This window comes from Pseudomonas synxantha BG33R, assembly GCF_000263715.2.
GTDB classification, from domain to species: domain Bacteria; phylum Pseudomonadota; class Gammaproteobacteria; order Pseudomonadales; family Pseudomonadaceae; genus Aquipseudomonas; species Aquipseudomonas synxantha_A.
Genome location: NZ_CM001514.1, coordinates 3,729,450 through 3,754,589, shown reverse-complemented (window position 1 = coordinate 3,754,589; position 25,140 = coordinate 3,729,450). Strand labels below are relative to the sequence as shown.

Here is a 25,140-nt window from a genome sequence, read left to right as displayed (position 1 = left end):
GACTACTCAATGAGGACTCCCATGCGCTTTATCCGCATGCTGTTGTTGCCGGCACTGGCCCTGACCGCTGTTTCGGCTCACGCTGATGAACAGGCCGTAAAGCGCCTGACCGGACTGTTGAATGACTCCAAAACCCTGACCTCGCGCTTCTCCCAGTTGACCCTGGATGCCGGTGGTACTCAATTACAGGAAACTGCCGGTGAAATGGCCGTGCAGCGTCCAGGGCTTTTTTACTGGCATACCGAGGGTAACGCTGAGCAGACCATCGTTTCTGATGGCCAGAAGGTCACCTTATGGGACCCGGATCTGGAGCAGGCCACGATCAAGAAGCTCGACCCGCGCTTGAATCAGACGCCGGCGTTGCTGTTGTCGGGCGATGTGTCGAAAATCAGCGATAGCTTTGACATCACTTCCAAGCAAACCGGTGACGTAATGGATTTCACCCTCAAGCCGAAAGCCAAAGACACCCTTTTCGATAGTCTTCGCCTTTCGTTCCGTGGCGGTTTGATCAATGACATGCAACTGGTCGACAGCGTGGGTCAGCGCACCAATATTCTGTTCACCGGCGTCAAGGCCAACGGCGTTGTGGATGCATCCAAGTTCAAGTTCGACATCCCCAAGGGTGCCGACGTGATCCAGGAATAACCTGCCGAGAGGTTTCAAGCGCTGCCCATGGATCTGTTTCGAAGTGACCCGATTGCCCAGCCCCTGGCCGCACGCTTGCGTTCGACCAACCTGGATGAGTACGTCGGTCAGGAACACCTGCTCGCTCGCGGCAAGCCCTTGCGCGAAGCCCTGGAGCAGGGTGCGTTGCATTCGATGATTTTCTGGGGGCCGCCGGGCGTGGGCAAGACCACCCTGGCGCGGCTGCTGGCGAAAGTCTCGGATGCGCACTTTGAAACGGTCTCGGCGGTACTCGCCGGGGTCAAGGAAATCCGCCAGGCGGTGGAAGTCGCCAAGCAGCAGGCCGGGCAGTACGGCAAGCGCACCATCCTGTTTGTCGACGAAGTGCATCGCTTCAACAAGTCGCAGCAGGATGCGTTCCTGCCGTATGTTGAAGACGGCACCTTGATCTTCATCGGCGCCACCACTGAAAACCCTTCGTTTGAACTCAACAACGCTTTGTTGTCGCGAGCGCGTGTCTACGTGCTTAAAAGCCTGGACGAGGCGGCGATGCAAAAGCTGCTGCAGCGGGCCTTGAATGAAGACAAGGGCCTGGGCAAGCGCCATCTGAGCGTCAGTGAAGAAGGCTTCAGGATCCTGCTCACCGCCGCAGATGGCGATGGCAGGCGTTTTCTCAACCTGCTGGAAAACGCCTCGGACCTGGCTGAAGACGGCGGCGAAATTGGCGTCGACCTGCTGCAAAGCCTGCTGGGTGATACGCGCCGGCGCTTCGACAAGGGCGGTGAAGCTTTCTACGACCAGATTTCCGCGCTGCACAAGTCAGTGCGCGGCTCCAACCCTGACGGTGCGCTGTACTGGTTCGCACGCATGATCGACGGCGGTTGCGATCCGTTGTACCTGGCCCGTCGCGTGGTGCGCATGGCCAGCGAAGACATCGGCAATGCCGACCCGCGCGCCCTGAGCCTGTGCCTGGCGGCCTGGGAGGTGCAGGAGCGCCTCGGCAGCCCGGAAGGCGAGTTGGCGGTGGCCCAGGCCATCACCTATCTGGCCTGCGCACCGAAAAGCAACGCAGTGTACATGGGCTTCAAGTCGGCGCTGCGAGCGGCGGCTGAACATGGATCGCTGGAAGTGCCGATGCACTTGCGCAACGCGCCGACCAAACTGATGAAGCAGCTGGGTTACGGTGACGAATATCGCTACGCTCATGACGAACCGGATGCCTATGCAGCCGGCGAAGACTACTTCCCCGATGCGCTGGAACCGTTGCCGCTCTACCAGCCAGTGCCCCGTGGGCTGGAGCTGAAGATCGGCGAAAAGCTCAACCATCTGGCCCAACTCGACCGTCTCAGCCCCCGTCAGCGGAGAAAGTAGTGCTCAAGACGATTCTTGCCGTGTCCGCAGCTGGCATCGCTGGTACATTATTGCGTTTCGCCACCAGCACCTGGGTCAGCGCCCAGTGGCCGAAGCATTTTTATGCGGCGACCCTGGCAGTCAACCTGGTGGGCTGTTTGATTATCGGGCTGTTGTACGGCTGGTTCCTGTTGCGCCCGGAAGTGCCGATTGAAATTCGCGCCGGCTTGATTGTCGGTTTTGTAGGCGGTCTGACGACCTTTTCATCCTTTTCACTGGATACGCTGCGCCTGCTGGAAAGCGGGCAGGCCCTGGTCGCCTTCGGGTACCTGGGCATCAGCGTGTTCGGCGGGCTGCTCGCCACCTGGGCCGGCCTGTCCTTGACCAAACTTTGATAACGAGAGACCGACATGCTCGATTCCAAACTGTTACGTAGCAACCTTCAGGACGTAGCGGACCGCCTGGCATCCCGTGGCTTTGCCTTGGATGTTGCGCGCATCGAAGCGCTGGAAGAACAGCGCAAGACCGTCCAGACCCGCACCGAAGCACTGCAGGCTGAGCGTAATGCGCGTTCCAAATCCATTGGCCAGGCCAAACAGCGCGGCGAAGACATCGCACCGTTGATGGCGGATGTCGAGCGTATGGGCACTGAGCTGTCCAACGGCAAAACCGAGCTGGAAGGCATCCAGACCGAGCTGGACTCGATCCTGCTGGGCATTCCGAACCTGCCCCACGAATCCGTGCCGGTAGGCGAAGACGAAGACGGCAACGTTGAAGTACGCCGCTGGGGTACGCCCAAAGCCTTCGATTTCGAGATCAAGGACCATGTGGCCCTGGGCGAATTGACCGGTGGCCTGGATTTCGAGACCGCGGCAAAAATGTCCGGTGCCCGTTTCGCTTTGCTGCGCGGCCCGATCGCCCGTATGCACCGTGCGCTGGCGCAGTTCATGATCAACCTGCACACCGGTGAGCATGGCTACGAAGAAGCCTACACCCCGTACCTGGTCCAGGCGCCGGCGCTGATGGGTACCAGCCAGTTGCCGAAATTCGAGGAAGACCTGTTCAAGATCACTCGCGACGGCGAAGCCGATCTGTACCTGATCCCGACCGCCGAGGTGTCGCTGACCAATATCGTCGCCGGCGAAATCCTCGATGCCAAGCAACTGCCGTTGAAGCTGGTTGCCCACAGCCCGTGCTTTCGCAGTGAAGCCGGCGCATCGGGTCGCGATACGCGCGGCATGATCCGCCAACACCAGTTCGACAAGGTCGAGATGGTGCAGGTGGTCGAGCCGTCGACCTCCATGGAAGCCCTGGAAGGCCTGACCGCCAACGCCGAACGCGTGCTGCAACTGCTGGAGCTGCCGTACCGCGTACTGGCGCTGTGCACTGGCGACATGGGCTTCAGCGCCGTGAAGACCTACGATTTGGAAGTGTGGGTACCGAGCCAGGACAAATACCGCGAAATATCGTCGTGCTCCAACTGCGGTGATTTCCAGGCCCGTCGTATGCAGGCGCGTTTCCGTAACCCGGAAACCGGCAAGCCGGAGTTGGTGCACACCCTTAACGGCTCGGGCCTGGCCGTAGGCCGTACCCTGGTGGCCGTGCTGGAAAACTACCAGCAGGCTGACGGTTCGATCCGTGTACCTGAGGTGCTCAAGCCGTACATGGGCGGCGTTGAGGTCATCGCCTAAATGGAATTTCTGCCGCTGTTTCATAACCTGCGCGGCAGTCGAGTGTTGGTCGTCGGTGGCGGGGAGATTGCCTTGCGCAAATCCCGGCTGCTGGCCGACGCCGGTGCGTTGCTGCGGGTGGTTGCTCCCCAGATCGAAGACCAGTTGCGTGAACTGGTACTGGGCAGTGGCGGGGAACTGATTTTGCGCGGTTATCAGGAGGCTGACCTGGAGGGTTGCACCCTGATCATCGCGGCAACGGACGACGAGCCGCTGAACGCGCAAGTGTCCAGTGAGGCCAAGCGCCGTTGCGTGCCGGTCAATGTTGTGGATGCGCCGGCCTTGTGCAGCGTGATCTTCCCGGCGATTGTCGACCGTTCGCCGTTGGTGATTGCGGTGTCCAGCGGCGGCGACGCGCCAGTGCTGGCGCGCTTGATCCGCGCCAAGCTGGAAACCTGGATTCCGTCCACCTACGGCCAATTAGCCGGTTTGGCCGCGCGTTTTCGCGCCCAGGTCAAAGGTTTGTACCCGGATGTGCAGCAGCGCCGGGCGTTCTGGGAAGAGGTGTTCCAGGGGCCGATTGCCGACCGTCAACTGGCCGGGCAGGGCGATGAAGCTGAGCGCCTGTTGATCGAAAAGGTCAATGGCGCGCCACCTTATGCACCCGGCGAGGTGTACCTGGTGGGTGCAGGCCCGGGTGACCCGGACTTGCTCACCTTTCGTGCCTTGCGCCTGATGCAGCAGGCCGACGTGGTGCTGTACGACCGTCTGGTTGCGCCGGCGATCCTGGAACTGTGCCGTCGTGATGCCGAGCGGGTTTACGTCGGCAAGCGGCGTGCCGACCACGCTGTGCCCCAGGATCAGATCAACCAGCAACTGGTCGACCTGGCCAAGCAAGGCAAGCGCGTGCTGCGCCTCAAGGGCGGCGATCCGTTCATTTTTGGGCGCGGTGGCGAAGAAATCGAGGAATTGGCGGCCCATGGCATCCCGTTCCAGGTGGTGCCAGGGATCACGGCGGCCAGTGGTTGTGCCGCGTATGCCGGGATTCCGCTGACGCACCGTGACTATGCGCAATCGGTGCGCTTCATCACCGGGCACCTGAAGAACAATACGTCGGATCTGCCCTGGCAGGACCTGGTCGGGCCGTCGCAGACCCTGGTGTTCTACATGGGCCTGATTGGCTTGCCGATCATTTGTGAGCAGTTGATCAAGCACGGGCGCTCGGCGGACACACCGGCGGCTTTGATCCAGCAGGGCACCACTTCCAACCAGCGCGTGTTTACCGGCACCCTGGCGGACTTGCCGCGCATGGTGGCGGAGCATGAAGTACATGCACCGACGCTGGTGATCGTGGGTGAGGTGGTGGTGTTGCGCGAGAAGCTCAAATGGTTTGAAGGGGCTCAGTCTCAGGTCTGAGCCTTAAAAGCATCGGGAGCAAGCCCCCTCCCACATTTTGGTTTGTGAACACAGTCAAAATGTGGGAGGGGGCTTGCTCCCGATGAGGCCATCAAATACAACCGATAATCCAGATCAGCTAAAGACACCTTTACCTGAAAGTCGCGCCTGATCATGGCTGTTGTCAAACTCTTGCAACGGCCCCTTCGGCACAATACCGGTCGGGTTGATCGTGCGATGGCTGGCATAGTAATGCCCCTTGATATGGGCAAAGTCCACCGTCTCGGCCACGCCCGGCCACTGATACATCTCCCTTAGCCAATTCGACAAATTCGCATAATCGGCAATCCGCCGCAGGTTGCACTTGAAGTGGCTGTAATACACCGCGTCAAAGCGAATCAACGTGGTGAACAGCCGCACATCCGCCTCGGTCAGGTACTCTCCGGCCAGATAACGATGCTGGCCCAGGTGTTGTTCCAAATGATCCAGCTCGGCAAACACATCATCAAACGCACGTTCATACGCCTGTTGTGACGTGGCAAAACCTGCGCGGTATACGCCGTTGTTCACGGCCGGGTAGATACGTTCGTTCAGGGCGTCGATGGTCGGCCGCAGCGTGTCGGGATAAAAATCCAGGGTATTGCCGGTCAGCCCGTTGAACGCGCTGTTGAACATGCGGATGATTTCCGCCGATTCATTGCTGACGATGCGCTTGAGTTTTTTGTCCCACAGCACCGGCACGGTGACGCGCCCGGTGTAGTCGGCCGTATCGGCGGTGTAGCGCTGGTGCATGAAGGCCAGATCGTCCAGTTTGTCACCGCTGGAGCCGTGGGCCTTGTCGAAGGTCCAGCCGTTTTCCAGCATCAACCAGCTGACCACTGACACGTCGATCAGGCTTTCCAGACCTTTGAGCTTGCGCAGGATCAGGGTGCGGTGCGCCCAGGGGCAGGCCAGGGACACGTAGAGGTGATAGCGGCCGGCCTCAGCCTTGAAGCCACCTTCGCCACTCGGGCCGGGCGCGCCATCGGCGGTCACCCAGTTGCGACGTTGTGCCTGTTCCCGTTGGAAAGCGCCATCTGCGCTGCTTTCATACCACTGGTCTTTCCACTGTCCTTCAATCAGCAAACCCATGACTGGCTCCTTGGCTGTTAAACGTTGGAGTCCAGTCTAAAGGGATGAGTTCGAACTAAAAGCGCAAAGACCGGGGGTGAATGATCGACTAAATCGATTTATCCCGTGCATCCCAGTATTGCTGGGCCAATTCGAAGGCCTGTTGCCGCGGGTGGCCGAGACCGCGCAACGCCAGGGCCATGGTGGCGATCAGCGCCAGTTGCGGGTAGCTGTCCTCGACTTCGCCGCGCCACAACGCGTTCAACTGTTCAGGCTCAAGCGTCGCCGGTTTGACGTGACGCTGGGCGGAGAGGGCGGGCCACTCTTCGTCCCAACTCTGGCCGCCGGTGGTGCCATACAGGTGACTGAGGGTGTCGGGGTTGATTTCGATCTCGCCGCCGTCGCCCTTGACCACGATCACATTGTCCCCGAGCAGGCCGCTGGCATCGCGGTGCACGCCCTGGTAGCCCGGGTGGAAAATGCTTTGCAGGCCGCAGCGCGCATTCAGCGGGTTAAGCAGCCGCGCCAGGGAATGAATGGGCGAGCGCAGGCCGAGGGTGTTGCGCAGGTCGATCATGCGTTGCAATTGCGGCGCCCAGTCGCCCAGCGGGATAAAGGCCAGGTTGCCCTGCTCGAAGGCGCTTCCCACCTGCTGCCAATTGCGGCACAGCGGGATCCGCAACGTCTCCAGCAGTTGCTCGGTGTACAGGCGGCCCGCCGTGTGGGCACCGCCGCCGTGCATCAGAATGCGCACACCGTTTTGCGCCAGGCATTTGGCCGCCAGCAGAAACCACGGCAGATGGCGCTTTTTGCCGGCGTAGGTCGGCCAGTCGATATCCACGTTCAACGCCGGTGCATCCAGGCGTTCACGTACCGCTTCGGTGAAACCGGCCAGTTCTTCCGGGCTCTCTTCCTTGTGACGCAGCAGCATCAAAAAGGCGCCGAGCTGGGTGTCCTCGACCTTTTCGTCGAGCAACATGCCCATGGCTTGCCGCGCTTCTTCGCGGGTGAGGTTGCGCGCGCCGCGCTTGCCTTTGCCGAGGATGCGCACGAACTGGGCAAAAGGGTGCTCTTCGGGCGTGTTGAGGGTCAATGGGGTGAAGTCGGTCATAAGCAATTCGTCGGCCTGGGCAGGCCCGCCAGCTTGGCGGCGAGTTTGGCGGGAGTGCCGTTGAACAGTTTGTTTAGACGCAGGCTGTTGCCCTTTTCCGGACCCAGTTTCAAGGCGGTGTACTTGATCAGCGGGCGTGTGGCGGGGGACAGCTGGAATTCGGTATAGAACTGGCGCAGCAGCTTGAGGATTTCCCAGTGATCCGCGGTCAGCTCCAGGGCTTCGGCAGCGGCCAGGGCGTGCGCCACCTCATCGGACCAGTCATTGAGGTCGACGAGGTAACCGTCCTTGTCCAGTTCGAGGCTGCGTGTGCCGACGGTCAGGGTGTTCATAGCCAGGTGTTGACCTTGTCGTAGTCGATCGACAGTTGCACGAAACCTGGATAATCCACGCTGTCAGCCCAGTCGGGAAGCGGCAGGTTGCGCGCCTGCATGTCTTCGGCCAGTACAAAGACCTTCACGCCTTTGCTTTGCAGGGCGGGTGTGTGCAGCGCGTAGGCACCGTCGCCACACAGCAGGATTGCGTCCTGAGCGCCGCAGATGCGCAGGCAGCTGTCGAGGCGGCTATCGGTAAAGGGAGAGTGAGACACCACATGTAGAGTCGACATCAGAGGGTAATCACCTGGTCGTAACGATCAATCAGCTCGCAAATGGCTTGGCTGTGCAGCGTCTGCGCATTGGCGGGCGGCAGCAACCCGCGTGCGGACAGGCTGTGGCCGCAGGCGAACACGTCATCAATGCCGAACAGGCCCAATGCCTGCAAGTTGGCGCTCAGGTCTTTTTGTTGCACGGCCTTGGCGGCCTGATGCGGCGCCAGCTGGAACACACCGTCATCCAGAAACAGCAGACCAATGGGCAGATCAAACGCGCCACCCGCCAGCACGATATCCAGTGCTTCCCGCGCACTTGGCCCGGACCACGGCGGCTGTCGGCTGATCACCAATAAGGATTTGGACATCTCACGGCCCTCCAAAACAGATCAGGCGGTCGGCATCCTGGATTGCGTCATGCAACTGCCCAAGGCCCGATAACGCCCATGGCGCCTGCAGATTGACCGCGCTGCGTTGATAGCGTGCGGCCTCCTCGGCGTTCAGTACACCACGGCGCAAGGCGGCGGCGATGCACACCACGCCGTCGAGCTGGTGCTGGCTGACAAACTCGCGCCATTGGCGCGCAATGTCTGGCTCGTCCTGGGGCGCTACGATGTTATTGGACGCGCTGTACACGCCATCCTGATAAAAAAACAGCCGCACAATCTCATGCCCGCCCGCCAGCGCTGCCTGTGCGAACAGCAGGGCGCGGCGCGAGGAGGGCGCGTGGGCGGCGCTATACAGTGCAATCGCGAACTTCATGGGAGACTCTGCCAACAAACGTCGGCCAATGATAAAGCCGCCGCCGCGAAAAAGCCCGCCGTGATCAAAACGGTCACTGTCACTGATCGTTCTGACGATTGCCGGTAGCCGTCAGGCTGCCTAGTCTGTGGGTGATCGCAACCCGAATGGAGTCTCTATGTCTGGTCCCTTGGCGTCCCTTAAAGTGCTGGATTTTTCCACCTTGCTGCCCGGCCCGTTTGCCTCGTTGATGCTGGCGGATATGGGCGCCGAGGTGCTGCGTATCGAATCGCCCACGCGCATGGACTTGTTGCGGGTGCTGCCGCCCCATGATCAGGGTACGTCGGCCAGTCACGCGTATCTGAACCGCAACAAGCGCAGCCTGGCCCTGGATCTCAAGCAGGCCGAGGCGGTGGAGATCGTGCGTGAGCTGGTCAAGGGCCATGACATCCTGCTCGAACAGTTTCGCCCTGGGGTCATGGAGCGCCTGGGGCTGGGTTATGAGGCGCTGAAGGCGATCAATCCCGGGTTGATTTATGTGTCGATTACCGGCTACGGCCAGACCGGCCCTTACAAGGACCGCGCCGGGCACGATATCAATTACCTGGCGTTGGCCGGTGTGGCCAGTCACACCGGGCGGCGGGACAGCGGGCCGTTGCCGCTGGGCGTGCAACTGGCGGACGTGGCAGGTGGTTCGCTGCATGCGGTGGTGGGCTTGCTGGCGGCGGTGATTGCCAGGCAGCAGAGCGGAGTGGGGCAATACCTGGATGTGAGCATGACCGATTGTTCGTTCAGCCTGAACGCCATGGCCGGGGCTGGCTATCTGGCCTGCGGGCTGGAGCCGGAGTGGGAGAATCATGTACTCAATGGTGGCAGTTTTTACGATTACTATCGCACTCGCGATGGGCGCTGGATGTCGGTGGGGAGTTTGGAGCCGGCCTTTATGCAGCAATTGTGTGAGGCGCTCGGAAGGCCGGAGCTGGCGGCCCACAGCGTGAAGCCTGAACAGCAGGGGGCCTTGAAGCAGGCATTGCAGGTGGAATTCGAGAAGCGCAGTTTTGAGGAACTGTGCGAGTTGTTCGCCGGGGTGGATGCGTGTGTTGAGCCGGTGTTGAGCTTGGCGGAGGCTGTTGAGCATCCGCAGTTGAAGGCTCGGGCATTGGTCAGCCATGTGCCCCGGGGGGATGGCTCGACACAAGCGCAATTGGCCTGCCCGCTGAAGTTCTCAGAAGGGTTGCCGGCGCCCAGGCATATTGGGGTGGCAGTGGGGGCGCATAGTGACGAGGTGTTGGTGGAGCTGGGGTTCGGTGCTCAGCGGATAGATGAATTGCGTCAGGCCAAGGTTGTAGGTTGACTGAGCGGACGCTTTCGCAGGCAAGCCAGCTCCCACATTTTGATTGCGTTCACAGATCCTGATGTGGGAGCTGGCTTGCCTGCGAAGAGGCCCTCATTCCACTCGAGTTTCCCCAGTGAACACCAGAGTCTGCCGACACCGCCGACACAAATACCGCCGCCCCTGGTTCACCAGGCCATGGCGCTGCGGCGAGAACGGGAAGTCACTGTCCGCGCACGGGCAGCGGTAGATATAACGGGTCACCTGGCGGCGCTTGACCTCATAGGTATGGCAGCGGTCCGGCGGCAGTTCGTAGACCCCGCGCATGATCAACTGCCATTCCTCGCCGTGGGGCTGGATACGCTCGCCAAACAACTGGTGGGCAATCAGGTGCGCCACTTCGTGGGCCACGGTTTGCTTGAGAAAATGCTGGCTGTTTTCACGGTACAACTGCGGGTTGAAGCGCAGCAGGTTCTCGTGCAAATGCGCGACACCGGCTTTCTGGCCCCGCAGCTTGAGGCTGACCTGGGGGCGTTTGAAGCTTCGTTTGAAAAAGGATTCGGCTTGCAGGAAACAATCTTCGACGCGGGTATTGAGTTGCTCGGGCATGCTGTACAAATCTCCAGAGACGCCCAGTATGCCGCAAAGCAGGGTGTTTCCGAATCTGTCAGGCGCCGAATGGTCATGCATAACGCACAAAGCCACCTTGCGGTGGCCTTGCCTGCGGGTTGAGTTGCCTAGTTGGTGTAGATGGGCCCTACGCCCAGGCCCCAGACGATCACGGTAAACGCCATGATCGCCACCAGTACCACCAGGCCCACGGCCAACACCGAACTGGAAAACAGGAAGCCTTCGTCCGGGTCGATACTCATGAAGGTCGGCAGCCCCACGTAGAGCAGGTACACCGTGTAGCAAATGGCCGCCGTGCCGACCACCATGCCCAGCCACATATGCGGGTAGAGTGCCGCCAGCCCGCCGACAAACAGTGGCGTTGCGGTATAGGTGGCGAAGGCCACGCAGCGTGCCATGCTGGGGCTGGCGTCGTAGGTGCGGGCCATCCAGTGAATGAACGCGCCCATCACCGCAACGCCGCCAAGCATGGCCGCGTAAGACATGAGCGTCATCCACAGCGCGCTTTCCTGGGTCAACATCACCGGCGCCCGGTTGCCGATGACCCAGCCGACCTGGGTGGTGCCGATAAAGGCGGACACGGCGGGGATCGCCGCGAGAATCAGGGTGTGAGTGAGGTACATGTGGCCGATGCTTTCTTCTTTATCGCCACGGATTTCTCGCCATTCCTGGTCGGGATGGGTAAAAAGCCCCACGACGTGATGGATCATGCCAGTCACTCCTGTCGTTATTACCATCGCCCCCCATCGGAGCGCCCAGCGGCCAGATGGCCTGAAAGGTCTGGATATGTGTGCGACCTCAAGTCGCAGTATAGGAAGTGATGACCGGAATAACTGTAGGGCCTTTAGAGCAAATTGCGCTGTAAACAGGGCGCTTAATCGCGGTGGGGTCTGTCAAATGTGGGAGCAAGCCCCTTCCCACATTGGAACTCGGCCGCTCATATCGGTAAAATGCTGCGCTTTTCGTCACACACCTTCAGCGGATCCAAGCGCCATGGGCACTCTTACGGTCAACCAGAACAAACTGCAAAAACGCCTGCGTCGCCTGGCCGGTGAAGCGGTCGCCGATTTCAACATGATCGAGGACGGTGACAAGGTCATGGTCTGCCTCTCTGGTGGCAAAGACAGCTACACCATGCTCGACGTACTGCTGCACCTGCAAAAGGTCGCGCCGATCCAGTTCGAGATCGTCGCCGTCAACATGGACCAGAAACAGCCAGGCTTTCCCGAGCACGTGCTGCCGGCCTACCTGAAAGAACTGGGCATCGAGTACCACATCGTCGAGAAAGACACCTACTCGGTGGTCAAGGAGCTGATCCCGGAAGGCAAGACCACCTGCTCGCTGTGCTCGCGCCTGCGCCGTGGCACGCTCTACACCTTTGCCGACGAGATCGGCGCGACCAAGATGGCCCTGGGGCATCACCGCGATGACATCGTCGAGACCTTCTTCCTGAATATGTTCTTCAATGGCTCGCTCAAGGCCATGCCGCCCAAGCTGCGCGCCGATGACGGGCGCAATGTGGTAATCCGCCCGCTGGCGTATTGCAACGAGAAGGACATCCAAGCGTACTCCGACTTCAAGCAATTCCCGATCATCCCCTGCAACCTGTGCGGCTCCCAGGAAAACCTGCAGCGCCAGGTGGTCAAGGACATGCTGCTGGACTGGGAGCGCAAGACCCCCGGGCGTACCGAGAGCATCTTCCGCAGCCTGCAAAATGTGATCCCGTCTCAACTAGCTGATCGCAACCTGTTCGATTTCACCAGCTTGAAAATCGATGAGACGGCTGCTTCGCGTTTCGTCAATGTAGTGAACCTCTAAGCCTCGTCGAGGCTCTAGTAAACGGCGCTTGCGGGCGCCGTTTTCAATTCAACTGCCAGGAGAGGGCATGCGCGATTACAAGTGGCTGCACGAATATTGTCTGAACCGCTTCGGTTCGGCGGCCGAGCTGGAAGCCCATCTGCCTGTGCCCAAGACCCCGGCGCAATTGCGCAAGATCACCGATGACCGTTACCTGTCGACCCTGGCGCTGCGGGTCTTCCGTGCGGGCTTGAAGCACAGTGTGGTCGACGCGAAATGGCCGGCGTTTGAACAGGTGTTTTTCGGCTTCTATCCGGAAAAAGTCGTGCTGATGGGCGCCGAGCACTTGGAACGCCTGATGCAGGACACCCGCATCATCCGCCACCTGGGCAAGCTCAAGAGTGTGCCGCGCAATGCGCAGATGATCCTGGACATCGAGCAGGAAAAGGGCAGCTTCGGTGCGTTTGTCGCCGATTGGCCGGTAACCGATATCGTCGGGCTATGGAAATACCTGAGCAAGCATGGCCACCAACTGGGCGGGCTGTCGGCACCGCGTTTCCTGCGCATGGTGGGCAAGGATACGTTTGTGCCGAGCTATGACGTGGTGGCGGCGTTGAATGCGCAGAAGATCGTCGACAAGGCGCCGACCAGCCTGCGGGATTTGGCCACAGTACAGGGCGCCTTCAACCAGTGGCATGCCGAGAGTGGGCGGCCGATGTGCCAGTTGTCGATGATGTTGGCGTACACCGTCAACCATTGAGACCCAGGTGATGCCTTCGCGAGCAAGCCCACATTTTGACCGCGCCGCCTATCAAAATGTGGGAGCTGGCTTGCCTGCGATAGCGGACTTCAGGCCGATACAGGTTCTGCAGCCAACTGCCGATTCAACTGATGCCGCCAACGCACATACAACAGCGCCGTGCAAAACACCGCCAGGCTCGCCAGCATCTCCAACACCCCGAACCACTGGCGGTTCGGGTCGTACGCCGCCAGCGCGCCCTTGATGAAATACAGATTCACCACAAAGCACATCCACGAATGCCCGCGCGCACTGCCGATCATCATCCCTGGCGCCAGTACCAGCAGCGGCACCAGTTCGATCAGCAGGATCACCCATGGGCGCGCCCCGTGAAGGTCGGCAATCAACAGGTAATACACGCACAACAGGCCCACCAGGGCAAAAAACGCCAGCAGGCTCAGTGCGCGTGCAATGTTTACCCGCGGTTCCAGCCACGCCTGGGGCGGCAGGACTTTAGGCTTCCTGGCCACGGCCGTGCTCCAGCAGCGTGGCGGTCTTGGCCAGGCGCAGGCCCAGGGCCCGGCACAGGGTGATTTCATGTTGATCGAGCAGCCGCTTGCCGTCAGGCCCGGAATGGTGGCTGGCGCCGTATGGCGTGCCGCCGCCCTGGGTATCAAGCAGTGCCTGTTCGCTGTAAGGCAGACCGGTGATCAACATGCCGTGGTGCAGCAGCGGCAGTAACATCGACATCAGCGTGGTTTCCTGGCCGCCATGCAGGCTGGCGGTAGAGGTGAACACGCCGGCGGGCTTGCCGACCAGGGCACCGGTGAGCCACAGGTTGCTGGTGCCGTCGAGGAAGTACTTGAGCGGTGCAGCCATGTTGCCAAAGCGTGTCGGGCTGCCCAGGGCCAGGCCTGAACAGTGCTTCAGATCATCCAGGCTGGCATACAGCGCGCCTTCCTCGGGAATGCTCGGCGCAACCGCTTCGCACTCGGTGGAAATCGCCGGCACCGTGCGCAGACGTGCTTCCATGCCGCCTTGTTCGATCCCCCGGGCAATCTGCCGGGCCATTTCGCTTACCGAGCCGTTGCGGCTGTAATACAGCACCAGCACATAGGGCGTGGTCACGGCAGAATCTCCAATACGTTCTCGGGCGGGCGGCCAATGATGGCTTTGTCGGCAGTTGCCAGGATCGGGCGTTCCATCAGCTTGGGGTGCCCGGCGATAGCGGCGATCAATTGCGCTTCGCTCAAGTTGGCATCGGCCAGGTTGAGGGTTTTGTATTCCTCTTCGCCGGTGCGCAGCAGTTGGCGCGCGCTGATCCCGAGTTTTTTGAGCAGGGCCTGGATTTGCGCGGCGTCCAGCGGGGTTTCCAGGTAGCGCACCACGGTCGGGTTGAGGCCGCGAACTTCAAGCAGTTCGAGCGCACCGCGGGATTTCGAGCAGCGCGGGTTGTGATAAAGCGTCAGATCGGTCATGTGCGGGTCGCATCTTGCGTAAGGTGGCGGGTATTCTACCTGCGCTGGCGCCTGTCCTTAAACCGTAAGAGGCGATAGGTCGCAGCCAACGTTCATTTTTGCGAAGGAATACCCCATGACAAGGCGACTGATCGGTGCATTGGCGATCATCACAACCCTGCTGCTCAGCGGCTGCGGTAACGATTACGGCGTTGACCAATATGGCCAGAAAGTGGCGGCCGAACGCCTGGACAAACAGTGGCTGGTGGTTAACTACTGGGCCGAATGGTGTGGCCCGTGCCGCACGGAAATCCCCGAGCTCAATGCCTTGGCCGAGCAACTGAAAGGGCAAGGTGTGGAGGTATTCGGGGTTAACTTCGACAACGTGCAGGGTGAGGAACTGAAGGCCGCCAGCGACAAGCTGGGGATCAAGTTCACGGTCCTGGCCCAGAACCCGGACGGGATCTTCGAGATTCCACGCAGTGAGGCATTGCCGGTGACCTACATCATCGACGACAAGGGCAAGGTGCGTGAGCAGTTGATGGGTGAGCAGACCGCAGAAGGGGTGCTGGCCAAGCTCAAGGCCCTGCGCGGTTAAAGCAACACCTCAGAGAAAGTGTGGGAGGGAGCAAGCCCCCTCCCACATTGAGATCCCATCAATCCAAAGATTGGGGATATCAGCCCTCTTCAAGCCATAAACGAATCGGCTTGCCCTCGGCTGGCCAGAACCGCGTCTGTTCGATCGGCGAGATGTCCCAGCGCTGCACGCCTTGCAGGGCCTGGAAGAAGCGGTGCTCCTGCTCCATCAACGCCTCGGCGCACATTTTGCGGGTGCTGCCGATAGGTCCGAAGCTGAGCTTGTCACCCTCGACGGTATACGGTGCAAACCAGTGATTGCAGCCGCCGTTGCCGTAGGCGCGGCCATCAGCGCCAAGGGTGACGGTCAGGTGCGCGTAGTCCATCAGCGGGCGCTCACCGATCCACTCCACCACGTAGCTGTGGTCGCGTTCGAGCTTCGGGCCGTCGGTAGCACAACCCGTCAGAGCCGCGCCGATTGCGGCGAGCAGCAGCGGGCCCTTCATTGTGCGGCCTGCTGGCATTTCGGGCAGCGGTGCTTGTCGCCTTCACTGGCCCAGCCGAGTTCTTTGATGCGCGCATTGGCGGCCGGTTGCAGCGGCTCTTTGGTCAGCTTGGTTTCCACCGAAAATTCAAACTCCAGCACGGCGTCGCAGCTGTCGCAGTTGACCTTCCAGGTGTGAATTTCCAGTTCGCCGAACTTCGGCCCCTGGGCCATGGCGACCCATTGGCCCGCCGGGCGTATGGAGTAGCGCGCGTCACCTTCGACGGTCAGGCGCATCGACAGGGTTTTACTGCCGCGCAGGGTGACGATCAGCACGTCACCGTGCTTGATCGAACCACCGTTGCCGGTGACCTGGTAACGGCCCGGCACAAGGGCGCGGCATTCGATCAGGGTGTGTTGCGGGCTCAGCAAGCTGAAGCGGAAATCGTGTTCGGCCATGGATCCTCCAAATAGGCGCGGCATCCTATCACGGGTGCCGGCCCATCATGAGCCTGGTATGTGACCGCTGATCAACCCTCGACCAGGTTCTGTGGCCGACCATCGACCCACGCCACAATGTTGGCCAGCGTCGTACCGGCGATCGCCGCCAGCGCCTCGCGGGTGAGAAATGCCTGGTGCGCAGTGATGATCACATTGGGGAAGGTCAGCAGACGCGCGAGTACGTCGTCTTGCAGGGGCAGGTCCGAGCGGTCCTCGAAAAACAGCTGGGCTTCTTCTTCATAAACGTCCAGCCCCAGGTAGCCCAATTGGCCCTCCTTGAGGGCTTCGATCAGCGCGGGCGTATCGACCAAGCCACCGCGGCCGGTGTTGATCAGCATTGCACCGGGCTGCATGTGCGCCAGGGAACGGGCGTTGATCAGGTGTTTGCTGTCGGCAGTCAACGGGCAGTGCAGGCTGATGATCTGCGCCTCGGCCAGCAAGTCGGGCAGGCTGACGTAGCGAGCGCCCAGGGCCTGGACGTGTGGGTTGGGGAAGGGGTCATAGGCCAGTAATTGGCAGCCGAAGCCGGCCATGATCTTGGCGAAGGTCGCGCCGATCTGCCCGGTGCCGACCACGCCGACGGTTTTGCCGACCAGATCGAAACCGGTGAGCCCATGCAGGCTGAAGTCGCCATCACGGGTGCGGTTGTAGGCGCGGTGCAGGCGGCGGTTGAGAGCCAGGATCAGCGCCACGGCGTGTTCGGCCACGGCGTGGGGCGAATAGGCGGGCACGCGCACGATGCTCAGGCCCAGGCGTTTGGCGGCGACCAAGTCCACATGGTTGTAGCCGGCCGAACGCAGGGCAATCAGGCGTGTACCGCCCTTGGCCAGTTGCTCCAGCACCGGGGCGCTGAGGTCGTCGTTGATAAAGGCGCAGACCACCTCATGGTGTTCGGCCAGGGCTACGGTGTCGAGGTTGAGGCGGGCGGGTTGGAATTGCAGCTCCAGGGCCGAGGGGAGCGGTTCACCGAGAAAACTGTCACGGTCGTAGGTCTGGCTGCTGAACAAAATGACGCGCATCAAGAAGGCTCCCTGCAATTTACACGATGGAAATGCTGACTAAATGTGGGAGGGGGCTTGCCCCCACATTTTGATTGGTGTTGTCCATAAAATTGCGTCAGGCGCTGACTCTGGCTTCACTGGCCAGCCGCGCAATCGCCATGTCCAGTTCATCCAGCGCGGCCATGGCCTTGGCATCGTCCTGCTTGAGCAGGGTTTCCGCGCGTTGGCACGCCGCGCGCAATTGCGGCACGCCACAGTAGCGCGTGGCGCCGTGCAAGCGGTGCACGCGTTCGATCAGGGCGTGATTGTCATTGGCTTCGCGGGCGACGGTAATCGCCAGGCGGTCGGCTTCCAGGGAGGCCAGCAGCATGGCGAGCATGTCGGCGGCAAGGTCGGCTTTATTGGCGGCCAGACGCAAGCCTTCCTCATGGTCGAGCACCAGCAGTTGCACACCTTGAGCCAGGCCGTCGTTGACGCGTTCCGGGCCCTGGTTACGCAGGGCCAGGCCGGTCCACTTCAACACCACCTGGGCCAGTTGCCGCTCGCTGATGGGCTTGGTCAGGTAGTCGTCCATGCCGCTCTGCAACAGGGCGCGTTTTTCATTGGCCATGGCGTGAGCCGTGAGGGCCACCACCGGCAGCGGCGTGCCGTGGCGCTCGCTTTCCCACTGGCGGATCGCCTCGGTGCTTTGGCGGCCGTCCATGCCGGGCATTTGTACATCCATCAATACCAGATCGAAGGTTTCCTGCTTCACCGCATCAATGGCCGCGTAACCGCTCTCGACCGCCTGCACCTTGGCGCCCATGTCTTCCAGCAGGGTTTGTACCAGCAACAGGTTCGCCGGGTTGTCGTCCACGCACAGCACACGCGGCGCACGGCTGGACAGCGGCTCACCCGGCTCGCTGCGTGAAGGGCGGGGGCTGATCAGGTCGGCCAGGGAGCGGCGCAGCTTGCGTGTGCAGGCTGGCTTGGCCTGCAATTGGCTGTTGGGGTTGGGTACCGATTGGTTGAACAGCATCTGCTCGGTGGTCGGGCACAGCACCAGCACCTTGCAACCCAGGTGTTCAAGGTCCCACAAGTGCTGGTTGAGACGCTCGGGCGGAATGTCATTGGCCGTCACGCCGAGCACCGCCAGGCTGATGGCCTGTTCGGTCTGGTGCGCACTGGTGATGCCGTTGGTCAGGCTTTCCAAGGTATTGAAGGGTGTGACTTCCAGGCCGCAGTCTTCCAGTTGGTGTTGCAGGGCCTGGCGCGCCAGCTCGTGGTTTTCCAGTACGGCCACGCGGCGACCCAGCAGCGGCGGGGCGGGCAGGTCTTCGACGTCGTCGCGGGTCTTGGGCAGGTTCAGGCTGATCCAGAATTCCGAGCCTTCACCCGGCGTGCTGTCGACGCCGATTTCACCGCCCATCTGCTCGATCAAACGCTTGGAAATCACCAGGCCCAGACCGGTGCCGCCAGGCTGGCGCGACAGCGAGTTGTCGGCCTGGCTGAACGCCTGGAACAGCGCGCGCACATCCTGGTTGGACAGGCCTATGCCGGTGTCTTGCACGCTGATGCGCAATTGCACGCTGTCCTCCTGTTCGTCCTCGACCATCGCCCGGGCGACGATGGTGCCTTCGCGGGTGAACTTGATCGCGTTGCTGATCAGGTTGGTCAGGATCTGCTTGAGGCGCAGCGGGTCGCCCACCAACGCCAGCGGCGTATCGCGGTACACCAGGCTCACCAATTCAAGCTGCTTGGCATGGGCGGCGGGGGCGAGGATGGTCAGGGTGTCTTGCAGCAAGTCCCGCAGGTTGAACGGCACGCTGTCGAGCACCAGCTTGCCGGCCTCGATCTTCGAGAAATCGAGGATTTCGTTGATGATGCCCAGCAGGTTATCGGCGGATTTTTCAATAGTGCCCAGGTAATCCAGCTGGCGCGGCGACAGCTCGCTTTTTTGCAGCAGATGAGTAAAACCGAGGATGCCGTTGAGCGGCGTGCGGATCTCATGGCTCATATTGGCCAGGAACTCGGACTTGATACGGCTGGCCTCCAGGGCCTCCTTGCGCGCCAGGTCCAGCTCGATGTTCTGGATCTCGATGGTCTCCAGGTTCTGGCGTACGTCCTCGGTGGCTTGGTCGATGCTGTGTTGCAGTTCTTCCTGGGCGTTCTGCAGGGTTTCGGCCATGCGGTTGATACCCGATGCGAGCTGGTCCAGTTCCTGGCTGCCCAGGGGCGGCAGGCGTGTTTCCAGGTTGCCGTCTTTGAGCTGGGCCACGGCTTGCTTGATCTGGCCAATCGGCGAATTGATGGTACGGCTGATCCGCAGGGCGAGCGCTGCGGTGAACATCAGGCCGATGGCGATCAACAACAGGCTGGCGAACAGGCTGCGGTAGCCGCGCAGCAACATGCCATTGTGGGACAGCTCCACTTCGACCCAGCCCAGCAGGCGGTCTGCCTCATCCGGGATCACGTCGCCGGCGAGGTTGCGATGGCGGCCGAATACCGGCAGCAGATAGCGGGTGGCATCGTTGCCGGTGCGCTGCAACAGGCGCGAACTGTTGCCGGTGGGTGGTGGGTTGAGCATGGTCGGGCCGGCGTGGGCCAGGGACGAACGGTCTGGCGCCAGGAACGACACGGCGCGCACGTCCGGTTGCTCCAGGGACTGGGTGGCGATGCGCTCCAGCAGCTCGGCGTTCTTGTGGCCCAGGGCCGGCGCTACCAATGGCGCCAATTGCTCGGCAATCATTTCGCCGCGCTGCAACAACTGGCTCTGCAACTCCGAGAGTTGCATCCAGGTGAAATAGCCTCCCAACAACAGAGCCATCAGGCTGGTCGGTAATAAGGTCAGCAACAGTACGCGGCCTTTTATACCCATTCTTCTAAGCACGCCACTCTCCTGCTACCACGTTGTTATCCATTATCCACACAGGCATCCGGCCCGCACCACCTGCGCAGTGTAGCCATTTGCACGACCTGGAATCTTGCAAATTAATGACAGGCGGCAATCTTCGGGCCATTCGGCGCCGGGTGGCGATTGCCTGTGAACGTTTAATCTTGAATAATCAGTGATTGAGAATGACTTGCAGACGCTAATGACTCCCGCAGCAGTTGGCCTACCCACAATCCTGACCATCGAAGATGACCCCGTGCTGGGTGCCTACGTGCATGAGCAACTTGGCCGCAGTGGTTTTCAGGTGACGTGGTGCCGCAACGGCCAGCAGGGCCTGCAAATGGCTTGCGAGCAGGCGTTCGACCTGGTGTTGATGGACATCCTGCTGCCGGGGCTCGACGGCTTGTCGATCCTCACCCATTTGCGCAAGAGCCATGCCATGCCGGTGATCCTGATGTCGGCCCTGGGCGCTGAAGCCGATCGCATCAGCGGTTTTCGCCTGGGGGCGGACGACTACCTGCCCAAACCGTTCAGCATGGTAGAGCTGCGTGTGCGCATTGAAGCCATCCTGCGCCGCGTGGCCCTGGATCGCCGCCCCGAGCCGCCGCGCCCGGTGATGCGTGAGGATGCCCGGGTGTTGCAGTTTGACGATGAGCGCTGTGATGTGGCCTGCCAGCAACACTGGGCCGGGTTGACGCGCAGCGAATACCGGCTGCTGGAAACCCTGCAGCGCAATGTTGAAGAAGTGCTCAGCAAAGCCTTCCTGTATCAACACGTGCTGCAGCGCGGTTATGCACCCCATGACCGCAGCCTCGACATGCACGTCAGTCAGATTCGCCGCAAACTCAAGGCCATCGGCTACGCCGAGCGTGAAGTGCGTACAGTGTGGGGCAAGGGCTATGTGCTGAGCGGTCATGATGAAGGGCTTTGAGCGGCTGCCTGGCAAACACTCATTGTTCTGGAAGCTGGCCTGCCTGTTGATCGCCTTCTGTTTGCTGATGATTTGGCTCAGTTGGTCGTGGGGCCGCTACATGGAGCAGCAGAGTGCTTACCTGTCCGACAAGTCGCGGGAGATCCTCAGCGGTTACGCCGCAGGTGCCGAACTGGCGTGGAGTACACAAGGCCGCGCCGGCGTGGATGCCTGGTTGCAATTGATGGCCAAGCGTGAAACCACCTGGGTGGGTGTGATCGGCAACGATTTGCAATCCCTGGGCAGCACGCCGCTCAGCGACAAGGAAAGCCAGCGCCTGACCTTTTTACGCGGGCTGGATTGGCCGGTCAGCCGGCATGTCATCGGTTTGCCGTGGATGAAGGTACCGTTTCCGGTTGATCCGGGGATGGGGTCGCTGGTGATCGAGTTGCCGCAGCGCTTTATGCCGGGGCGTTATCAACTGTTCTGGCGGGTGGTGACCAATGGCGTCATCCCGGGCCTGTTTACCTTGTTGCTGTGCATCGGCCTTTATCGGCTGCTGATCATGCCGCTCAATCAATTGCGCGAGCAGGCCAATGCCTGGCGTGCAGATCAGTTGAATACGCGTATGTCCCGGGATGCGACCAGTCGCCAGGATGAGCTCGGGGAGCTGGGGCGCGCCTTTGACCATATGTCTGAACGCTTGCAGGGCACGGTGCGCTTGCAACAGCAGTTGCTGCGCGACATGTCCCATGAATTGCGCACGCCTTTGAGCCGCCTGCGGGTGGCCTGCGACAGCGAGCAAGACCCGGCCAGGCTGCGTGAGCGCCTGGGTCGGGAAATCGACGCCATGCAGCGCCTGGTGGAAGACAGTCTGCAACTGGCCTGGCTCGACAGCGAAACAGCGCCGCTGCCCCAGGAAGACATTCAGCTCCAGGCGTTGTGGGACATGTTGCGCGAAAATGCCTGTTTCGAAAGCCACTGGCCGGCGTCGCGCTTGCCGTGCTTATTACCGCCGGACAGTTGGGTGCGCGGCAACCTGAATGCACTGGCCCAGGCCCTGGAAAATATCCTGCGCAACGCCATACGCCACTCGCCAGCCGAGGGCACCGTGCTACTCGATGGCTGCCGCGAAGGGGACTATTGGCATATCTGGCTACAGGACCAGGGCGGCGGTATTGATGAGCAGGATTTGGAAACTATCTTCGCGCCCTTTACCCGGTTGGACGGCTCGCGGCCCGGCGACGGCGGGTTCGGCCTGGGCTTGAGCATTGCCCGCAACGCCGTGCAGCGTCAGGGCGGGCGCTTATGGGCGCAGAACAGCGGGCCGGGTTTGCGCGTACATATACGCTTGCCGGCCCGTTAACCGTCAACGGCGACGCAGCTTGCGTTTCTTCCACTGGTGCGCGACCCACCAGCGCCAGTAGGCCATGGTCAAGCAATAAGCCAGCGCCCCCAGCACCAGCCCCAGTACCACTGAACCCAGCAGAAACGGTTGCCAGAGCGTGCTCAACTGGCCGCTGATCCATTCCCAGGTCAGGTCGTCGGGCAGGCTGCGTGGCGGCACATTCATCAGCCAGGCGCCGGTCAGGTAGGTACAGACGAATACCACCGGCATGGTGACCGGATTGGTCAGCCACACCAGGCTGACTGCTATCGGCATATTGCCGCGCACAGTGATCGCAAGGATCGCCGCAAGCAGCATCTGCAAAGGAATCGGTATAAACGCCGCGAATAAACCCACCGCCATGGCGCGAGCCACCGAATGCCGGTTCAGGTGCCAGAGGTTCGGATCATGCAGCAGGGTGCCAAGAAACTGTAATGACTTGTGTTCCCTGATGCTGCTGGGATCGGGCATGTACCGTTTGAATAAGCGCCGGGGCATAAGGGGTCCAGGTCAATTTGAAGGGCAAGTATGCCCGGATTCTATAAACAGAAAATTCAGACTTTGTGACAAAACATCATAGGCGCTCTTGGTTAGCCGGCTAAGACTGAATGGATCACTGGAAAAGGATGATCCATGAAAACAGGGATGTTCGCGCTGGCGCTGGGGTTGCTGGTGTTGCGCTGGTTGCCCGCATTGCCGTCTGGCGCCGGGTTGCTGGCCATGCTGATACTGGCCTTGATGCTGCTGCCTTTTCGCACCTATCCCGTGGCGTTCTTTCTGGTCGGCCTCAGTTGGGCCTGCATCAGCGCGCAGGGGGCGCTGGATGATCGATTGCAACCGGCGCTGGACGGGCAGACGCGCTGGGTGCAAGGGCGTGTCATCGGCTTGCCGCAGCAGACCGGCACGGGCGCGCGTTTCGAGTTGGCCGACAGTCGGTCGCGCAATGCACGGCTGCCCAAACGTATCCGGGTGTCCTGGCACGGCGGGCCGACCGTAAACAGCGGCGAGTATTGGCGTCTGGCACTGACGCTCAAACGGCCCGCCGGCCTGCTCAATTTTCATGGCTTTGACCACGAAGCCTGGCTGCTGGCCCAGCGTATCGGCGCCAGCGCGACGGTGAAGGACGGTGAGCGCCTGGCGCCGGCGCGCAATGCCTGGCGCGATGCGGTTCGCCAGCGCCTGATGGCCGTGGAAGCGCACGGCCGCGAGGCGGGCCTGGCGGCGTTGGTGCTGGGCGACGGCTCCGGGCTTGCACCTGAGGATTGGCAGGTGTTGCAGAACACCGGCACGGTGCATCTGCTGGTGATTTCCGGACAGCACATTGGCTTGTTGGCGGGGTTGATCTACGGCTTGATCGCGATGTTGGCGCGCTATGGTTGCTGGCCGCGAGGCTGGCCGTGGCTGCCATGGGCGTGCGGCTTGGCGTTTGCCGGGGCGTTGGGCTATGGCCTGCTGGCAGGGTTTGGCGTGCCGGTGCAGCGGGCTTGTGTGATGGTGGGCCTGGTGCTGCTGTGGCGTTTGCGTTTTCGCCATTTGGGGGTGTGGTGGCCGTTGTTGCTGGCGTTGAATGGCGTGTTGCTCATTGAGCCCCTGGCCAGTCTACAGCCGGGGTTCTGGTTGTCGTTTGCGGCGGTCGCGGTGTTGGTGCTGGCATTCAGCGGGCGCCTGGGGCCGTGGAGCGTCTGGCAAATCTGGACCCGTCCCCAGTGGTTGATCGCAATTGGCTTGTTTCCGGTTCTGCTGGTGTTGGGGTTGCCCATCAGCCTCAGTGCCCCAGTGGCCAATCTGTTCGCCGTGCCCTGGATCAGCCTGGTAGTACTGCCATTGGCGCTGCTGGGCACGGCGCTGCTATGGGTGCCGTTGGTCGGCGAGGGCGTGTTGTGGCTGGCCGGTGGTGCACTGGATGTTTTGTTCAAGGGCCTGGCGCTGCTGGCTGCACAACTGCCGGCCTGGGTACCGGCTGAGGTGCCTTTGAGGTATTGGCTGGTGAGCCTGGCGGGCGCCGTGATTGTGTTGTTGCCCAAGGGTCTGCCGTTTCGAGTATTGGGTTGGCCCATGCTGTTGGTGGCAGTGTTTCCACCCAGGGATGGGGTGCCCCATGGCCAGGTGGAAGTGTTGCAACTGGATGTCGGCCAGGGCCAGGCACTGATCCTGCGTACCCGCCATCACACCTTGCTCTACGATGCCGGCCCGCGCTCGGGGCCTGTCGATCTGGGCGCGCGCGTGGTCTTGCCGTCGTTGCAGAAGCTCGGGGTAGGGCAGTTGGACATGATGCTGCTCAGTCATGCCGATGCCGATCATGCCGGCGGTGCCGCGGCGGTGGCTCGTGGCCTGCCCATCAAGCGTGTGGTAGGCGGTGAAACCGAAGGGCTGCCAGCGTTTCTCGCTACGCAACCCTGCAGGAGCGGTGAACATTGGAAGTGGGACGGCGTGGCATTCGAACTGTGGCAATGGCCTGGTGCTATCGAGGGCAATCCGAAATCCTGTGTATTGCAGGTCCAGGCCAACGGCGAACGCCTGCTGCTCACCGGTGATATCGATCGCGCCGCCGAGCAAGCATTTCTGGCCTCGCCGCTGGCGGTTCCGACCGACTGGCTGCAAGTCCCGCACCATGGCAGCCGCAGTTCTTCGTCCTGGGCTTTCCTGCAGCGGCTGGCGCCAACCGCGGTGCTGATTTCCCGGGGGCGCGGCAACGCGTTCGGCCATCCGCATCCGCAGGTGCTGGAGCGCTATCAGGCGCTGGGTAGCCGGGTATATGACAGTGCCGAGCAAGGCGCTGTACGGCTGCGCCTGGGGGCATTCACGCCACCAACGGTTGCGCGCAGTCAACGTCGTTTCTGGCGCGAACCGTTACCGTAACCCA

Annotated in this window: 28 protein-coding genes; 12 read left to right on the top strand and 16 right to left on the bottom strand. The window is 61.4% G+C overall.

Going from position 1 to position 25,140, the window contains the following annotated elements:
- Positions 1-21: 21 nt before the first annotated feature.
- From lolA to cysG, 5 genes are read left to right on the top strand one after another with little or no spacing between them, the layout of a single operon-like run.
- The gene (lolA, locus tag PSEBG33_RS11145) at positions 22-645 is read left to right on the top strand and encodes an outer membrane lipoprotein chaperone LolA (RefSeq protein WP_005789084.1); all 624 of its coding nucleotides are present in this window, start codon (positions 22-24) and stop codon (positions 643-645) included.
- 27 nt (positions 646-672) lie between these two features.
- Positions 673-1,995 carry a replication-associated recombination protein A gene (locus PSEBG33_RS11150; protein WP_005789083.1) on the top strand — a complete coding sequence of 441 codons (1,323 nt, stop codon included), beginning with the start codon at positions 673-675 and terminating at the stop codon, positions 1,993-1,995.
- Entirely contained in the window at positions 1,995-2,369 is a 375-nt protein-coding gene (gene crcB / locus PSEBG33_RS11155; protein WP_005789082.1) for a fluoride efflux transporter CrcB, read from the top strand. Before PSEBG33_RS11150 ends, crcB begins: the two co-directional genes overlap by 1 nt.
- 15 nt (positions 2,370-2,384) lie before the next feature.
- On the top strand, positions 2,385-3,665 hold the full coding sequence (gene serS / locus PSEBG33_RS11160) for a serine--tRNA ligase (protein WP_005789081.1): 1,281 nt from the start codon (positions 2,385-2,387) through the stop codon (positions 3,663-3,665).
- Complete coding sequence (gene cysG, locus PSEBG33_RS11165; RefSeq protein WP_005789079.1) at positions 3,666-5,060, top strand: siroheme synthase CysG; 1,395 nt, start codon at positions 3,666-3,668, stop codon at positions 5,058-5,060.
- A gap of 114 nt (positions 5,061-5,174) precedes the next feature.
- Here the strand turns inward: cysG and PSEBG33_RS11170 are convergent, their stop codons facing one another.
- From PSEBG33_RS11170 to tusD, 6 genes are all read right to left on the bottom strand, one after another.
- A complete protein-coding gene (locus PSEBG33_RS11170) occupies positions 5,175-6,170 on the bottom strand; it encodes a glutathione S-transferase family protein (protein WP_005789078.1) in 996 nt (331 codons plus the stop codon).
- Positions 6,171-6,258: 88 nt separating this feature from the next.
- Positions 6,259-7,260: a glycosyl transferase family protein gene (locus tag PSEBG33_RS11175; RefSeq protein ID WP_005789077.1), complete on the bottom strand. Its 1,002-nt coding sequence runs from the start codon at positions 7,258-7,260 to the stop codon at positions 6,259-6,261.
- Complete coding sequence (locus PSEBG33_RS11180) at positions 7,257-7,592, bottom strand: TusE/DsrC/DsvC family sulfur relay protein (RefSeq protein WP_005789076.1); 336 nt, start codon at positions 7,590-7,592, stop codon at positions 7,257-7,259. Before PSEBG33_RS11180 ends, PSEBG33_RS11175 begins: the two co-directional genes overlap by 4 nt.
- The gene (tusB, locus tag PSEBG33_RS11185; RefSeq protein ID WP_005789074.1) at positions 7,589-7,867 is read right to left on the bottom strand and encodes a sulfurtransferase complex subunit TusB; all 279 of its coding nucleotides are present in this window, start codon (positions 7,865-7,867) and stop codon (positions 7,589-7,591) included. Before tusB ends, PSEBG33_RS11180 begins: the two co-directional genes overlap by 4 nt.
- Positions 7,867-8,217 (bottom strand): sulfurtransferase complex subunit TusC, encoded by a 351-nt coding sequence (gene tusC / locus PSEBG33_RS11190; RefSeq protein ID WP_005789073.1) that lies wholly within the window; start codon positions 8,215-8,217, stop codon positions 7,867-7,869. The genes tusB and tusC overlap by 1 nt, the downstream gene beginning before the upstream one ends.
- A gap of 1 nt (position 8,218) precedes the next feature.
- Positions 8,219-8,611, bottom strand: coding sequence for a sulfurtransferase complex subunit TusD (tusD, locus tag PSEBG33_RS11195; RefSeq protein ID WP_005789072.1), 393 nt, complete (start codon positions 8,609-8,611; stop codon positions 8,219-8,221).
- A gap of 157 nt (positions 8,612-8,768) precedes the next feature.
- Here tusD and PSEBG33_RS11200 point away from each other — a divergent pair, with 157 nt between their 5' ends.
- Positions 8,769-9,944 carry a CaiB/BaiF CoA transferase family protein gene (locus PSEBG33_RS11200; RefSeq protein WP_005789071.1) on the top strand — a complete coding sequence of 392 codons (1,176 nt, stop codon included), beginning with the start codon at positions 8,769-8,771 and terminating at the stop codon, positions 9,942-9,944.
- A gap of 93 nt (positions 9,945-10,037) precedes the next feature.
- On the opposite strand, the gene PSEBG33_RS11205 is transcribed toward PSEBG33_RS11200, so the two are convergent.
- Complete coding sequence (locus tag PSEBG33_RS11205) at positions 10,038-10,532, bottom strand: SprT family zinc-dependent metalloprotease (protein ID WP_003192067.1); 495 nt, start codon at positions 10,530-10,532, stop codon at positions 10,038-10,040.
- Between the two features lie 128 nt (positions 10,533-10,660).
- The gene (locus tag PSEBG33_RS11210) at positions 10,661-11,263 is read right to left on the bottom strand and encodes a Yip1 family protein (protein WP_005789070.1); all 603 of its coding nucleotides are present in this window, start codon (positions 11,261-11,263) and stop codon (positions 10,661-10,663) included.
- A 283-nt stretch (positions 11,264-11,546) separates the two neighbouring features.
- Here PSEBG33_RS11210 and ttcA point away from each other — a divergent pair, with 283 nt between their 5' ends.
- Together ttcA and PSEBG33_RS11220 are read left to right on the top strand one after the other, a co-directional pair.
- Entirely contained in the window at positions 11,547-12,371 is an 825-nt protein-coding gene (ttcA, locus tag PSEBG33_RS11215) for a tRNA 2-thiocytidine(32) synthetase TtcA (RefSeq protein ID WP_005789069.1), read from the top strand.
- 67 nt (positions 12,372-12,438) lie between these two features.
- On the top strand, positions 12,439-13,110 hold the full coding sequence (locus tag PSEBG33_RS11220; RefSeq protein WP_005789068.1) for a DNA-3-methyladenine glycosylase I: 672 nt from the start codon (positions 12,439-12,441) through the stop codon (positions 13,108-13,110).
- A gap of 89 nt (positions 13,111-13,199) precedes the next feature.
- Here the strand turns inward: PSEBG33_RS11220 and PSEBG33_RS11225 are convergent, their stop codons facing one another.
- From PSEBG33_RS11225 to arsC, 3 genes are read right to left on the bottom strand one after another with little or no spacing between them, the layout of a single operon-like run.
- Complete coding sequence (locus PSEBG33_RS11225; protein ID WP_005789067.1) at positions 13,200-13,619, bottom strand: DUF2069 domain-containing protein; 420 nt, start codon at positions 13,617-13,619, stop codon at positions 13,200-13,202.
- A complete protein-coding gene (wrbA, locus tag PSEBG33_RS11230; RefSeq protein WP_005789066.1) occupies positions 13,603-14,217 on the bottom strand; it encodes an NAD(P)H:quinone oxidoreductase in 615 nt (204 codons plus the stop codon). Before wrbA ends, PSEBG33_RS11225 begins: the two co-directional genes overlap by 17 nt.
- The gene (gene arsC, locus PSEBG33_RS11235; RefSeq protein ID WP_005789065.1) at positions 14,214-14,567 is read right to left on the bottom strand and encodes an arsenate reductase (glutaredoxin); all 354 of its coding nucleotides are present in this window, start codon (positions 14,565-14,567) and stop codon (positions 14,214-14,216) included. The genes wrbA and arsC overlap by 4 nt, the downstream gene beginning before the upstream one ends.
- Positions 14,568-14,682: 115 nt before the next feature.
- Here arsC and PSEBG33_RS11240 point away from each other — a divergent pair, with 115 nt between their 5' ends.
- Positions 14,683-15,144 carry a TlpA disulfide reductase family protein gene (locus PSEBG33_RS11240; RefSeq protein WP_005789064.1) on the top strand — a complete coding sequence of 154 codons (462 nt, stop codon included), beginning with the start codon at positions 14,683-14,685 and terminating at the stop codon, positions 15,142-15,144.
- Between the two features lie 79 nt (positions 15,145-15,223).
- Here the strand turns inward: PSEBG33_RS11240 and PSEBG33_RS11245 are convergent, their stop codons facing one another.
- The 4 genes from PSEBG33_RS11245 to PSEBG33_RS11260 all read right to left on the bottom strand — a co-directional run bounded on the left by PSEBG33_RS11245 (position 15,224) and on the right by PSEBG33_RS11260 (position 19,977).
- Positions 15,224-15,628, bottom strand: coding sequence for an META domain-containing protein (locus PSEBG33_RS11245; RefSeq protein WP_005789063.1), 405 nt, complete (start codon positions 15,626-15,628; stop codon positions 15,224-15,226).
- Entirely contained in the window at positions 15,625-16,065 is a 441-nt protein-coding gene (locus tag PSEBG33_RS11250) for a hypothetical protein (protein ID WP_005789062.1), read from the bottom strand. The genes PSEBG33_RS11245 and PSEBG33_RS11250 overlap by 4 nt, the downstream gene beginning before the upstream one ends.
- Before the next feature lie 71 nt (positions 16,066-16,136).
- Positions 16,137-17,126 (bottom strand): 2-hydroxyacid dehydrogenase, encoded by a 990-nt coding sequence (locus tag PSEBG33_RS11255; RefSeq protein WP_005789061.1) that lies wholly within the window; start codon positions 17,124-17,126, stop codon positions 16,137-16,139.
- Between the two features lie 97 nt (positions 17,127-17,223).
- Complete coding sequence (locus PSEBG33_RS11260) at positions 17,224-19,977, bottom strand: response regulator (protein WP_005789060.1); 2,754 nt, start codon at positions 19,975-19,977, stop codon at positions 17,224-17,226.
- Between the two features lie 205 nt (positions 19,978-20,182).
- Between PSEBG33_RS11260 and PSEBG33_RS11265 the strand changes: the two genes are divergently transcribed.
- Both PSEBG33_RS11265 and PSEBG33_RS11270 read left to right on the top strand, forming a co-directional pair.
- Complete coding sequence (locus PSEBG33_RS11265) at positions 20,183-20,911, top strand: response regulator transcription factor (RefSeq protein WP_005789059.1); 729 nt, start codon at positions 20,183-20,185, stop codon at positions 20,909-20,911.
- Positions 20,898-22,256, top strand: a complete 1,359-nt coding sequence (locus PSEBG33_RS11270; RefSeq protein WP_005789058.1) for a sensor histidine kinase — start codon at positions 20,898-20,900, stop codon at positions 22,254-22,256. Before PSEBG33_RS11265 ends, PSEBG33_RS11270 begins: the two co-directional genes overlap by 14 nt.
- Before the next feature lie 3 nt (positions 22,257-22,259).
- On the opposite strand, the gene PSEBG33_RS11275 is transcribed toward PSEBG33_RS11270, so the two are convergent.
- Positions 22,260-22,775 carry a DUF2062 domain-containing protein gene (locus tag PSEBG33_RS11275; RefSeq protein WP_005789057.1) on the bottom strand — a complete coding sequence of 172 codons (516 nt, stop codon included), beginning with the start codon at positions 22,773-22,775 and terminating at the stop codon, positions 22,260-22,262.
- A 135-nt stretch (positions 22,776-22,910) separates the two neighbouring features.
- On the opposite strand from PSEBG33_RS11275, the gene PSEBG33_RS11280 reads away from it, so the two are divergent.
- On the top strand, positions 22,911-25,136 hold the full coding sequence (locus PSEBG33_RS11280; protein WP_005789056.1) for a DNA internalization-related competence protein ComEC/Rec2: 2,226 nt from the start codon (positions 22,911-22,913) through the stop codon (positions 25,134-25,136).
- Positions 25,137-25,140: the final 4 nt, after the last annotated feature.